At 60.2% G+C, this 12,651-nt stretch carries 14 protein-coding genes; 3 read left to right on the top strand and 11 right to left on the bottom strand.

Features of this window, described 5'->3' with window-relative positions; genetic code table 11:
• Nucleotides 1-5 precede the first annotated feature (5 nt).
• The 9 genes from bamC to ASG35_RS02940 all read right to left on the bottom strand — a co-directional run bounded on the left by bamC (nucleotide 6) and on the right by ASG35_RS02940 (nucleotide 8,341).
• Nucleotides 6-1,148, bottom strand: a complete 1,143-nt coding sequence (bamC, locus tag ASG35_RS02980) for an outer membrane protein assembly factor BamC (RefSeq protein WP_056352946.1) — start codon at nucleotides 1,146-1,148, stop codon at nucleotides 6-8.
• A 168-nt stretch (nucleotides 1,149-1,316) separates the two neighbouring features.
• Nucleotides 1,317-2,222, bottom strand: coding sequence for a 4-hydroxy-tetrahydrodipicolinate synthase (dapA, locus tag ASG35_RS02975; RefSeq protein ID WP_056352545.1), 906 nt, complete (start codon nucleotides 2,220-2,222; stop codon nucleotides 1,317-1,319).
• A 42-nt stretch (nucleotides 2,223-2,264) separates the two neighbouring features.
• The gene (locus ASG35_RS02970) at nucleotides 2,265-2,888 is read right to left on the bottom strand and encodes a class I SAM-dependent methyltransferase (RefSeq protein WP_442854798.1); all 624 of its coding nucleotides are present in this window, start codon (nucleotides 2,886-2,888) and stop codon (nucleotides 2,265-2,267) included.
• Nucleotides 2,885-4,087 (bottom strand): tryptophan--tRNA ligase, encoded by a 1,203-nt coding sequence (locus ASG35_RS02965; RefSeq protein ID WP_056352541.1) that lies wholly within the window; start codon nucleotides 4,085-4,087, stop codon nucleotides 2,885-2,887. The genes ASG35_RS02970 and ASG35_RS02965 overlap by 4 nt, the downstream gene beginning before the upstream one ends.
• A 4-nt stretch (nucleotides 4,088-4,091) precedes the next feature.
• Nucleotides 4,092-4,757 (bottom strand): site-2 protease family protein, encoded by a 666-nt coding sequence (locus ASG35_RS02960; protein WP_056352540.1) that lies wholly within the window; start codon nucleotides 4,755-4,757, stop codon nucleotides 4,092-4,094.
• Between the two features lie 154 nt (nucleotides 4,758-4,911).
• Nucleotides 4,912-5,553 (bottom strand): L-threonylcarbamoyladenylate synthase, encoded by a 642-nt coding sequence (locus ASG35_RS02955; protein WP_056352537.1) that lies wholly within the window; start codon nucleotides 5,551-5,553, stop codon nucleotides 4,912-4,914.
• A gap of 163 nt (nucleotides 5,554-5,716) precedes the next feature.
• The gene (locus ASG35_RS02950; RefSeq protein ID WP_056352536.1) at nucleotides 5,717-6,547 is read right to left on the bottom strand and encodes a 3',5'-nucleoside bisphosphate phosphatase; all 831 of its coding nucleotides are present in this window, start codon (nucleotides 6,545-6,547) and stop codon (nucleotides 5,717-5,719) included.
• A gap of 52 nt (nucleotides 6,548-6,599) precedes the next feature.
• Nucleotides 6,600-7,487 carry an alpha/beta fold hydrolase gene (locus tag ASG35_RS02945; RefSeq protein ID WP_056352534.1) on the bottom strand — a complete coding sequence of 296 codons (888 nt, stop codon included), beginning with the start codon at nucleotides 7,485-7,487 and terminating at the stop codon, nucleotides 6,600-6,602.
• On the bottom strand, nucleotides 7,484-8,341 hold the full coding sequence (locus ASG35_RS02940) for a ferritin-like domain-containing protein (protein ID WP_056352532.1): 858 nt from the start codon (nucleotides 8,339-8,341) through the stop codon (nucleotides 7,484-7,486). Before ASG35_RS02940 ends, ASG35_RS02945 begins: the two co-directional genes overlap by 4 nt.
• 265 nt (nucleotides 8,342-8,606) lie before the next feature.
• Between ASG35_RS02940 and ASG35_RS02935 the strand changes: the two genes are divergently transcribed.
• From ASG35_RS02935 to ASG35_RS02925, 3 genes are all read left to right on the top strand, one after another.
• Nucleotides 8,607-9,131, top strand: a complete 525-nt coding sequence (locus tag ASG35_RS02935; protein ID WP_056352529.1) for a gamma carbonic anhydrase family protein — start codon at nucleotides 8,607-8,609, stop codon at nucleotides 9,129-9,131.
• A gap of 72 nt (nucleotides 9,132-9,203) precedes the next feature.
• A complete protein-coding gene (gene hslO, locus ASG35_RS02930) occupies nucleotides 9,204-10,148 on the top strand; it encodes an Hsp33 family molecular chaperone HslO (RefSeq protein WP_056352944.1) in 945 nt (314 codons plus the stop codon).
• Between the two features lie 120 nt (nucleotides 10,149-10,268).
• Complete coding sequence (locus tag ASG35_RS02925) at nucleotides 10,269-10,628, top strand: hypothetical protein (protein WP_056352527.1); 360 nt, start codon at nucleotides 10,269-10,271, stop codon at nucleotides 10,626-10,628.
• 86 nt (nucleotides 10,629-10,714) lie between these two features.
• Here ASG35_RS02925 and ftsB read toward each other — a convergent pair whose 3' ends face one another.
• Together ftsB and eno are read right to left on the bottom strand one after the other, a co-directional pair.
• Nucleotides 10,715-11,170, bottom strand: a complete 456-nt coding sequence (ftsB, locus tag ASG35_RS02920) for a cell division protein FtsB (RefSeq protein ID WP_056352525.1) — start codon at nucleotides 11,168-11,170, stop codon at nucleotides 10,715-10,717.
• 132 nt (nucleotides 11,171-11,302) lie between these two features.
• Nucleotides 11,303-12,586, bottom strand: a complete 1,284-nt coding sequence (eno, locus tag ASG35_RS02915) for a phosphopyruvate hydratase (RefSeq protein WP_056352523.1) — start codon at nucleotides 12,584-12,586, stop codon at nucleotides 11,303-11,305.
• Between the last annotated feature and the right edge of the window lie 65 nt (nucleotides 12,587-12,651).

Below are 12,651 nucleotides of genomic sequence, written 5' to 3'. Positions count from 1 at the left end.
AGAACCTAGTTCAACTGTGCGTGCAGCAACGCGACAATGCGCTGAGCATCAGTGGATGTATCGACCTGGCCGTTGGCATCGACCACTGCGATCTGGGTCAGGGCATCGGCTTTCGGACGCACATTGACCATGAATTCCCGCGATGGCTTCGGCGTGCCGCCACTGAACAGCTTGCCAAGCAAGCCTTCCTTCTTCAGCTCTGCCATGGAATCGGAGAAACGCACGTAGTACACGCCCTTCGCGCGGTCGCGGTTGTCCACCGTGAAATTCGTACGATCCAGCGCCAGGCCGACTCGCAACCAGGCGCGATCGAACGGCTCGGAAATGTCGAGCGTGGACGTACCACCTGATTGATCGAGCGCGATGGCAGGTTCCGCCGGACGTGCATCGGTCAGCAATTGCTTGGCTTGCGCGTCCGTCAGACCGAACTTCTCCATCAGCTTCGCAAGGAACGCCGCTTCGAGCGCCGGGTTGCGCGGACGTTCTTCCCATTTGGACGATGTCTTGTCCTGGCCGGTGAGCACTTCTTCCATTGCGCTGTGGCTGATCGAAATGTCCGTGGAGTTGTTCGAACCACGTTCCACGAGCGTGCGGAACTGGTCGCGCGTACCCGATGAATATGCAAAGTCGATCAGCTTGCCCACGCTCTTCCTGAACCAGTCGTCCGGAATGTTCGCGCGGTTTTCAGCCCAGTCGGTGGACATGATGCCGGTCGCCGGCGCATCGGTTTTGAGCGTGAAGCCGTTCTCTTCCCAGAACTCCTGCAACTGCGGCCAGAGCTGGTCGGGCGAACGGCCATCGACCACGAGCCAGCGGCGATCGCCGTCGCGTTCCACGTGCATGCCGAACGGGTCTTGCGGCGTCGGCAAGCCGACCGTTGCATTACCCGCCGGCGTCAGCGAACGGGGCGCGGCGCCGCCGAGCGAGTTGAGTTTGGGCGGGGCTGCATAACGCTGGCTGATGTCGCCCGTGGTCAGGTCCGATGGCACGGCAAGCGATGGCGCCGTTTCAGCACCCTTGTAGTTCACACGATCCGGCGCGAGCCAGTCGTTCAACGTGTCACAACCGGCAAGCGAGATAAGCGTGCCGATTCCAAGCGACAGCACGCCCAGACTGCGAGCGTGATTGAATAAGGCGGAACGTTTCATGAGGTCCTTCGTGATGCTGAATGCGCGTTGCCTGGAAGCTAAGCCGGGAACGGGTCGATGAACGACGGGTTGATGACACTCGCTGGCTGGCCGAACGGTAGCGCGGCCGGGATGCACTGCAAACAGGCGAACGCGCGTGATGTTCAAGCGCATTCGCCTTTCGGTAAGTCAGGCCAAAAGCCCTGTCTCGCGCAACGCATCGCGCACGACGTCGTGATACCGGGCGTCGAGCGGCGTCAGCGGCAGGCGAATCCCGCTTTCCATGCGGCCAAGCGCGGTAAGCGCCCACTTCGCGGGAATCGGGTTCGATTCACAAAACATGTTTTTGTGCAGGGACAAAAGGCTCAAATGAATCTTGCGTGCCGTGATGGCGTCGCCAGCGAGCGCTGCGCGGCAAAGTTCGCTCATGGCGCGCGGTGCGACGTTCGCCGTCACCGAAATATTGCCGTGGCCGCCGAGCAGCATCAATGCGATTGCGGTTGGGTCGTCGCCGCTGTAGATGGCGAAATGCTCTGGTGCTTCCTTGATCAGGTTCGCCGCACGGTCGATGTTGCCCGTCGCTTCCTTCACGCCGATGATCCCCGGCACGCTCGCCAGGCGAATCACGGTGTCGTGGTTCATGTCGGCAACGGTACGGCCGGGCACGTTGTACAGGATCACAGGCAGATCGACCGATTCCGCGATCTTGCGGAAGTGCTGGTACATGCCTTCCTGCGTGGGCTTGTTGTAGTAAGGAACAACTTGCAACGTGGCGTCGGCGCCAACTTCTTTCGCGGCGCGCGCCAGTTCGACGGCTTCAGAGGTGGAATTGCCACCCGCGCCCGCGATGATCGGGAAGCGCTTTGCAGCATGGTCGACGGCGGTTTTCACCATCAGCACGTGCTCTTCCACGGAAAGCGTGGCTGATTCACCGCTGGTGCCGACGACCACGAGTCCGTTCGAACCCTCTTCGACATGCCAGTCGATCAGTTTTCGAAACGCCGGCAGATCGAGACTACCGTCCTCGTGCATCGGGGTGACGATGGCAGGAATGCTGCCGCGGATCTGGATGCCGCCGTGTGTTCCGTTTGTCATGAAACGCTATGGAAATTGGTCGGAAAAAGCGATTGTAGCGGATTAGCCCTGCAGAACGTAACGATCCGGGGTTGCGGCATTGTTACGGTCCGTAAGGCCAGAAGACTGTGGCGCCTGCTCAGCTACTGCGCAAATGCGCTGCACACAGGATGCACGCGGCACGCTGATAAAACCATCCTGATAAGCGATGACTCGCAAGCGCGGGCGGACCGCGTCCAGCAATTCGCCGGGATTGAGCAGGAAGTCGGGATTCGATGGTTTGCCGTATTGCGCGTTGCCCGCGGCAAAGGTTTCGTAGAGCAGGACGCCGCCGGGCGCGAGTGCATCGAAAAGGAAGGGAAACAGCGGTCGGTGAAGGTAATTCGTCACCACCACGGCGACGAACTTTTCGTCTTCGCGCAAGGGCCACGCCGCATTTTCCAGATCAGCGCGGCGCGTGGTTACGTGCTGCACGGCAGCGAGATTCGCGAGCGCGGTTTCATCGTGGTCCAACGCCAAAACGTTATGTCCCCGCGACGCAAAATAACGCGCATGACGGCCGTTGCCGGCGGCGACGTCGAGGACCGCACCGCCCTTCTCCACCAGATGCGACCATTGCACGATCCATTCGCTGGCAGTTGTTGGAGGCGTATGCGGCGCAGTAGTCGACATTACTCGATGCTTCAATTATAGGAAAGGCCCATGGCGTCGCGAACTTCGCGCATGGTTTCGACCGCGAATTTGCGCGCCTTGTCGCAACCGTCAGCCACGATGGCGCGCAACAGCGAAGGATCGTCCATGTACTTTTGCGCGCGCTCGAGCATGGGCTGCTGCTCGCGCAAGATCCCTTCAATCACCGGCTGCTTGCATTCGAGGCAGCCAATTCCGGCCGTGCGACAACCTTTTTGCACCCATTCGTGCGTGGCTTCGTCGGTATAGACCTGATGCAGCTGCCATACCGGGCATTTGTCCGGATCGCCCGGATCGGTGCGGCGAACGCGCGCCGGATCGGTCGGCATGGTGCGCACTTTCTTCGTGATGCTTTCCGCGTCTTCACGCAAGCCGATGGTATTGCCATACGACTTGGACATCTTGGCGCCGTCGAGACCGGGCATGCGCGACGCTTCGGTCAACAACACTTGCGGCTCGACCAGGATGATCTTGCGCGCGCCTTCCAGATAACCGAAAAGGCGCTCGCGATCGTTCATGGACAAGCTCTGCGATTCCTGCAACATCGCGCGTGCTTGTTCGAGCGCTTCGTTGTCACCTTCTTGCTGATACGCGACGCGCAACTCGTGATAAAGCTTCGAACGCTTGCCGCCGAGCTTCTTGGCAGCATCGAGCGCCTTATCTTCGAAATCCGCTTCACGTCCATAAAGATAGTTGAAGCGCCGCGCGATTTCACGCGTCATTTCCACGTGCGGCACCTGGTCCTCGCCCACCGGCACGAGCGACGCGCGATACAACAAGATGTCCGCGGCCATCAGCACCGGATAACCGAGAAAACCGTACGTGGTCAGATCTTTTTCCTTGAGCTTCTCGATCTGTTCCTTGTAGGTCGGCACGCGTTCGAGCCAGCCGAGCGGCGTTCCCATGCCGAGCAACAGCGCCAGCTCGGCATGTTCAGGCACGCGGCTCTGGATGAAAAGCGTCGCTTGCGCCGGATCGATGCCTGACGCGAGCCAGTCGATCAGCACTTCCCACACGTTCTTCTCGATGACCTCGGGCGTTTCGTAGTGCGTCGTCAGTGCATGCCAGTCGACGACCGCGAAAAAGCACGGGTATTCGGACTGCAGCCGCACCCAGTTCTTGAGCACGCCGTGATAGTGGCCTAGATGCAGCGAGCCGGTAGGCCGCATGCCGGAGAAGATACGGTCAGGGAACATGGTTTTATTGGAAAAGCGAAGCAAGGGGATTCAAGACGGCCGACACCGCAACGTAGCCGGCGCTCACCAGCGGTCCGAGCCAGAAACGCGTCAGGGTGCCGGTCATGACCAGCGCCATCACGATAAAAAATCCGTACGGCTCGAGCCGCGACAACATGATCGATGCGCGCACCGGCAGCAAAGCCATCAGCACGCGACCGCCGTCGAGCGGCGGCAGCGGAAAAAGGTTGAGCACGCCCAGCACGAGATTCACGCCGACGCCCGCCGCGGCCATGCGCGTCAAAAACGGTTCGTTGACGTTGAAAGCTGCGAGCAGCACGGCGATCACGTCCCAGATCAGCGCCTGCGCGAAGTTACTCGCCGGGCCGGCAGCCGCGACCCACAAGCTGCCCCAGCGCGGGTTGCGCAGATTGCCGAACGCGACCGGAACCGGTTTTGCGTAACCGAACATGAATGCGCCGCTCGTGACGAAATAGAGCACCAGCGGAATGGCCAACGTGCCGATGGGATCGATGTGGCGCATCGGATTGAGCGAAACGCGCCCGAGCACGTACGCCGTGTTGTCGCCGAGAAGGCGGGCCGCATAGCCGTGCGCGGCCTCGTGCAGCGTGATCGCGAAAATCACGGGGAGCGCGTAGACCGCGATGGTTTGTATCAGGGAGGAATCCATAGCTCGCTATTGTATCAAGCAGTTGTGGCGCCACTCATGGCGGGTCGTTGCGAGCTTTCGCGGGCCGCTGCGCGGTGTCCCTGCGCTCGTGCCCACGCTTCGTTCTATTGTGTCATTGCGGAAAATCAGCTGATAGAAATGTTTGCCGACGATGTCATTGCGCGTTGTCAGCGGTGAGCCCGAAAGGCTCCAGACTGCCGAGCCCCGGACGCACGAGCACCGGATCTTCGCCTGTCAGGTCGATCACGGTGGACGGTTCCATTGGGCACGCGCCGGCATCGATTACGAGATCAATTTGTTTTTCCAGTTTCTCGCGAATTTCCTCGGCGTCGTTGAGCGGATGCACGTCACCCGGCATGATCAGCGTCGAGCCAAGCAGCGGCTGGCCGAGCGCTTCCAGTAGCGCAAGCGTGATCGCGTGATTCGGCACGCGCAGGCCAATGGTCTTGCGCGACGGATGCGAAAGCCGGCGCGGGACTTCCTTGGTGGCCTGCAATACGAACACGTAAGGACCCGGCGTCACGGATTTGATCAGACGATAGTTCCGGTTATCGACCATTGCAAAGTTCGATAACTCCGATAAATCCCGTACCAGCAGCGAAAGCAGTTGTTTATCGTCGAGCCCGCGAATGCGGCGGATGCGCTCGACGGCATTCTTGTCGTCGAGATGACACGCCAGCGCGTAACTCGAGTCGGTCGGCAACGCGACGATGCCGCCATCGTTGATGATCTGCACCGCCTGATTGATCAGGCGCGGCTGCGGATTATCCGGGTGAATCCGAAAGAACTGAGACATGACCAGAGGACTAGAAAAGTTGCCCGAAGAATAGCGGGTTGGTTTTTGCCCGAAACTTAAAATGTGAACTCGGCAGAATACCCGCAAATGAATGCCATTGCGCGACAAACGGCGCTAGTGCGCCCGGGTTCTACAAGGATTATGCGAGTTTCAGCGCAGGAATTCAGCGCAGACATTCCCATACGGGTTTCAGATCGGCGGGAAGCGGCGGCAACTGGCCAAGGTCGATACGCCCTTCGCCCGCCGCATGAAAATCCGAACCGCGCGATGCGTAGAAGCCATAACGACGCGCAACGTCCGCATATTCGCGATACTGATCCGGCGTGTGACTGCCTGTCACCACTTCGATGGCACGGCCGCCGAGCTGGATGAATTCATCGAAAAGCGCGGCGAATTCGACCTGCGAAAAGTCGTAGCGTCCGGGGTGCGCAATCACCGCCTCGCCGCCTGCCGCCTTGATCCACTTCATGGCGTCGGCGAGTTTCGACCATCGATGCCCGACAAAACCGGGCTTTCCGTCGCCGAGATACTTAGAGAACACATCCGACGTGGATTCGGCATATCCCTTGTCCACCAGAAATCGCGCGAAATGGGTGCGCGAGATCATGGCCGGGTCGTTCACGTAGGTTAGCGCGCCTTCGTAGGCGCCGGAAATGCCGATTCCGGCCAGCGCTTGCCCGATGGCTTCGCCACGGGCCCGGCGGCCACTACGCGTCTCGGCAAGGCCATCGATGAGTTCCTGGCAATCCGCGTCCACGTTGAGTCCAACGACGTGAACCGTGCGGCCGGCCCACGTGACCGAGATCTCGACACCGCCTACGTAGTCCATGCCCAGCGCTTTGGCTGCTTCGCGCGCCTCGCGCTGGCCGCCGATCTGGTCGTGATCGGTCAGCGACCACAACGTTACGCCACCCGCGTGAGCCCGCGCGGCAACTTCGGCTGGAGCGAGCTGGCCATCGGAGACGGTGGAGTGGCAATGCAGGTCGGCGTTCATCGGCGGAACTCAGTAGTCATCTATTCATTCTACTGCAACGCGTCAAAGCGGTTCAGCCGCAAAACGCCTCTATCAGCGCTGCAATTCGCTCCGGCTGGTCGTGGTGCAGCATGTGACCCGCGTCGGGGACAAATTCTTCGCGCCAGTCGGCAAAAGCGGTGAAGCGCTGCTTGAATTCATCGATAGGAACGTCAGCCGCAATCGCGGCGAGAGTCGGCGACCCGACTGCTTCGACGTGCAAAACCCTTGCCTCGACTTTCGACCAGATGGCCATGACCTCTTCAAGTCGATACAAAACCGGACCACGCAGCTTGTGCGCGGGATCGGCCAGCAAGTGGAAACGGCCGCTGTCATCCGCCTTCGACCAGTGTTGGGCCAGAAACCGCGCCTTCGAGAGCGGCAAGCGCGGATTCGTGCGGATCAGGCGCTGGGCGACATCGTCGAGCGTGGCATAGGTATTGAGCGCGGGCGGCATGCGTAGATCGTCCAGCCATTGCGCGAGGCGTGCCGGCGCCCGGCCGGGTTGTGTCGCGGCCATCCCGAATCCCTCCAGATCGACCACACGACGCACGCGCTCCGGCCGCACGCCCGCATACAGGCAAACGACGTTCGCGCCCATGCTGTGGCCGACCAGGTTCGCCTGCTCGCGATGCGGCGCGTAGTGGTCGATCAGGGCATCGAGATCGGCGAGATAGTCCTGGAACCAGTAGTGCCCGCCCCTTCCTTCGGCCACCGGCCAGTCCGATAGACCGAAACCGCGAGCATCGGGGGCGATGACCTGCCAGTCGCCGGCAAGCGCATCGACGACAAATTGGAACGACGCGGAAACGTCCATCCAGCCGTGCAACATGAAGAGGATGGGTGCATCGGGCGAGCCCCAGCGTCGTACGTGCAAGCGCGTGCCGCGCGTCGTCAGGAATTCAGATGTGGGCGTTTTCATTGGGACGACTCAGCGGCGTCGAGGCCTGCCAGCGCGCGCAACTCGGCTTCATCGAAACCGGCGTCGCGGCGCGCTTCGAAATTGAATGGGCCGCGCAGTCTTGGCGCGTGATACCGCTCGGCAAGGGCCTCGTACGTGACGTGCGGATCGGCGTTGGCCTTCTCGCACAAATGCCGGAACCAGTGATTGCCGATTAGCACGTGACCGATTTCATCGTGGAGAATCACGTCGAGAATGGCCGCCGACGCATGGTCACCCGCCTGCGCAAGACGCCGGCGGATTGGCGGCGCGGCGTCGAGTCCGCGTGCTTCCAGCGTGCGCGGCACGAGCGCCATGCGCGCGAGCACGTCTCCGCGCGTGCGTTCGGCCATTTCCCAGAGGCCATCGTGCGCGGGGAAATCGCCGTATGCGTGGCCGAAATCGGCCAGCCTCGCGCTGAGCATCGAAAAATGCTTTGCTTCTTCGGCCGCAACCTTGAACCAGTCACTGTAAAAAGCCTCGGGCATCGATGGAAACCGCCAGACGGCATCGAGCGCCAGATTAACGGCGTTGAATTCGATGTGCGCGAGCGCGTGCAACAACACGGCGCGGCCAGCGTCGGACTGCATGCTGCGCCGTTTCAACGCCGATGGTGCGACCAGTTCCGGCGCGTCAGGGCGCCCGGGAAGGTCGAGCGGATCGGCAATCTTGGCGGTGGGGTCGAACGTAACGTCCATCGCGAGCATGCGGTCGTGGAAAAGCTGCGTGGCGTCGGCCTTGACCGATGGATCACGTTCTCGCAGCAACGCGAGCGCAGCGTGCCGGACGCTGGATGAACCAGATAACGTAATGGACAAATCGGGCTGATCGGACATGATTCTCGAGTGTTTTGATATGCGTTCGTATTGCGCTCTGGAACCAACCCGTTCCAGCTTCAGCGCCCGAGCGCACGGCGGTTCACCGCAAACGGCTAAAATAGCGGTTTTGCACGGCCAATTATTGAATTCGTCGGCACGAAGCGGGCCGCGCCGCAATGTAAAACCCGGACAATCGTCGACCTGCTTCCTGTTTCGACTGATTGTACTGTCCCGCCGCGGCGCCAGGCCCGCCGCCCAACCCGCGTCCAGCCCAGGAGACATAGTGGCAATCTACAAGCTCGGCGATGCCGCACCGACCATCCACGAAAGTGTATTTGTTGCCGATACGGCGACCATCATCGGCCGCGTGACGCTCGAAGAGAACTCGAGCGTCTGGTTCGGCGCTTCGCTGCGCGCGGACAACGAGCCGATCGTGCTCGGCCATGGCAGCAACATCCAGGAAGGCGCGGTGCTTCACACGGACCCAGGATTTCCGCTGACCATTGAGGCGAACGTGACTGTCGGCCATCAGGCGATGTTGCACGGATGCACGATCAAAGAAGGTGCGCTCGTCGGAATTCAGGCCGTGGTCTTGAATGGAGCGGTAATTGGCCGCAATTGTCTGGTTGGTGCAGGCGCCGTGGTGACCGAAGGCAAGATTTTCCCCGATAACACCCTGATCCTCGGCGCACCCGCGAAAGCCGTGCGTGAACTGACGGAAGCGGATATTGCAAAGATGCAGGCCGGCACACGTGGTTACGTGGAACGCCGCGAATATTACAAAGCGCAACTCGTACGGATCGGCTGAACGCCGCTTTTGGACGCGTTGCGTTATCGATTAAAGGACCCCAGCGTGGTTAACGATCAGCTGCAAAAATTCATGTTCAACGCGGCGCCCGTGCGCGGCGAGATCGTCTCGTTGCGCGATACGTGGCAGGAAGTGCTGACGCGCCGCTCCTATCCGGCGCCCGTTCGCAACGTGCTCGGCGAAATGATGGCCGCGTGCGCGCTGCTTTCGGCAAATCTCAAGTTCGATGGCACGTTGATCATGCAGATCTACGGCGACGGACCCGTGACTATGCTCGTCGTGCAGTGCAATTCCGACCTGTCGTTGCGCGCGACGGCGAAGCTCGCGGAGTCCATAGAAGGCACGAGCGAAACGCCCGTCGCGATTACCGACGACATGACCCTGCCCGACCTGCTCAACCGCAACGGTCAGGGCCGCTGCGTGATCACGCTCGATCCGCGCGACAAGCAGCCGGGCCAGCAGGCATATCAAGGTATCGTGCCGCTGAGCGGTGAGCATGGGCCGCTCGCGTCAATGGCCGAGGTGCTGGAACACTATATGCATCATTCAGAGCAGCTCGACACGCGCATGTGGCTCGCCGCGAACACCGAGCGCGCGGTCGGCATGCTGCTGCAAAAGCTTCCGGGCGATGGCGGTATCGTCCCACATCCGGGCGAACACGATGCCGATACGTGGCAGCGCGTGTGCCACCTCGGCGGCACATTATCGAACGAGGAGCTGTTGAAAGAAGAGCCGGAAACAGTTTTCAAGCGGCTTTTCTGGCAGGAAAACGTGCAGCATTTCGAGCCGGCACAAGCGCGTTTCGAGTGCACGTGTTCGCGTGAAAAAGTGGGCGGCATGCTGAAAATGCTGGGCCCTGAAGAAGTGGATAGCGTGATCGAGGAACGTGGCAGCGTGGAAGTGCACTGCGAATTCTGCAATCAGCGCTACGAATTCGATCCTGTGGACGTGGCGCAGCTTTTTGTCGCGGGAGAAATCTCGCAAGGCGTCAGCCCGGCGCCGGATCAGCGGCACTGATCGATGTCTCGCGGCCAGAGTTGGGTGGTCTGTAACAAGACGTCGCGGTATAGCGCTTCGGTGCTCTGCGGCGTGGCATCATCCCTGTCCGATTAGTAGCCCGGCCCGCTGGAGGTCGACATGAAACCCTTTGGATGTTTATCGAAGCAACTGGCCGGCGCCGTGTGTGGCGCAACGTTGCTTGCGCTCAGCGGATGCATGATGGATCCGCCGGGACCTTCGCCGGTATATAGCCGTTTGCCGGTGGCACAAAACCAGGCGGCTCAGCCGCTTTCGCCTGAAGAGCAACAACGCTACAACCAGATCGACCGGCAAGTGCTCGCCGAGCAGCAACAAGCGATGGCCGCGGAAGCAGCGGCTCAGGCGTATTCGCAATACTATCGGCCGCCTGTTACGGTGTACGGCGGTTATTCGAGCGGCGGATGGGGTAACAGATGGGGCACGGGTATTGGTGTCGGCTACCCTGGGTATTACTGGTAGTCGGAACGTTTGATCCCGTCCTGTTGATAAAAAGCCGTTCAACTCGCGTTGAACGGCTTTTTCATTTCACTCGATTCAGGTTTAAGTCATCCGCCCGCTTTCTTCTTGGCGGCGTCCTGTTTCTCTTTAGTCGCCTGTCGCTCAAACGCACGGCGTTCTTCCTTGGATTTTGAAACCGGATTAGGTACAACTCGCAAAGGTGCAGCGGAAACTTGCCCTCGCGTAGACGCGCTCGATTGGGCGTTCACGGAGTTCGCCGGTGCAGCGGAATTTGGCGATACAAACTGCACGAAAACCTCGCTGTCCTTCATCATGCCCATTTCATAGCGCGCGCGTTCTTCAACAGCCGCCGTGCCATTCTGCAAATCCGCGACTTCGCCCTGCACGCGTTCATTGCGCAGCTTCAAATCCACGTTCTTCTTCGTTTGATTGACCAGTTGCTGCTGCAGCTCGTGAACGCGCAACCAGCCACCGTGCCCCCACCACAGCGGATACTGGATCATCGCCAGCAGCAGGATCAGGACAAAGGTGACAATCCGCATTTAAGAGGCAAGAGAAAACGCTGAAACTTCAACTTGTATTTCGGCGCCGCCCCGGGTTCGCTTGAACACGGGGCGGCGGACTGAATCAATCGGCTAACCAGACTAACGTCCGTTTGCGCGAAAGCTTTAGCTTCAGCGCAAATTGTAGAAGGCCGACTTGCCCGGGTAGCTCGCGATATCGCCGAGATCTTCTTCAATACGCAGCAACTGGTTGTACTTCGAGATCCGGTCGCTACGCGACAGCGAACCTGTCTTGATCTGTCCGGCATTCAGGCCGACCGCGATATCCGCAATCGTCGAATCTTCCGTTTCGCCCGAACGATGCGAGATAACGGCAGTGTAACCCGCGCGCTTCGCCATTTCGATTGCTGCAAAAGTTTCAGTCAGCGTGCCGATCTGGTTGATCTTGATGAGGATCGAATTGGCAATGCCCTTTTCGATGCCTTCCTTCAAGATGCGCGTATTGGTTACGAACAAGTCGTCGCCCACCAATTGGATTTTCTTGCCGAGTTTATCGGTGAGGATCTTCCAGCCGTCCCAGTCGCTTTCGTGCATGCCGTCTTCAATCGAAACGATCGGGAATTTGTCGGCGAGCGTGGCGAGATAATCGGCGAATTCAGTGGACGACAACTGCAGACCTTCGCCCGCCAGTTGATATTTGCCATCGTGATAGAACTCGCTGGCAGCGCAGTCCAAAGCCAGCAAAACATCTTCGCCCGCACGATAACCCGCTTTCTCGATTGCCTGAACGATGGTCGACAGGCATTCGTCGTTGCTGCCGAAATTCGGCGCAAATCCGCCTTCGTCGCCCACGGCCGTGCTCATGCCGCGGTCGCTCAGGATCTTCTTGAGCGCGTGAAACACTTCCGCGCCGCAACGCAACGCTTCGCGGAACGTCGGCTGGCTGACTGGCACGATCATGAATTCCTGGATGTCCAGGCTGTTGTTCGCATGCGCGCCGCCGTTCACGATGTTCATCATGGGAACCGGCAATTGCATAGCGCCCGATCCGCCGAAATAGCGATACAGCGGCAAGCCGGCTTCCTCAGCCGCGGCTTTTGCCACGGCCATGGAAACGGCGAGCATGGCGTTTGCGCCGAGGCGCGACTTGTTGTCGGTGCCGTCGAGTTCGAGCAGGGTCTTGTCCAGGAACGCCTGTTCCGATGCATCGAGGCCCATGATGGCTTCGGAGATTTCGGTATTGATGTGTTCGACCGCCTTCAGCACGCCCTTGCCGCCGTAGCGGCCGGCTTCGCCGTCGCGCAACTCGATTGCTTCGCGCGATCCGGTCGATGCGCCCGACGGCACCGCGGCGCGGCCCATCGTGCCCGATTCCAGCAGGACGTCGCATTCGACGGTGGGGTTGCCGCGCGAGTCGAGAATCTCGCGACCGATGATATCTACGATGGCACTCATGGTTTCCTCAAGAAATGACGATGAATCAGGTCTGACAGCAGTTCGGATTGAAGCGCTTGCGCGGG

The sequence above is a fragment of the Burkholderia sp. Leaf177 genome, from assembly GCF_001424345.1.
GTDB lineage: Bacteria > Pseudomonadota > Gammaproteobacteria > Burkholderiales > Burkholderiaceae > Caballeronia.
This window is presented reverse-complemented; position numbering and strand designations above follow the sequence as displayed.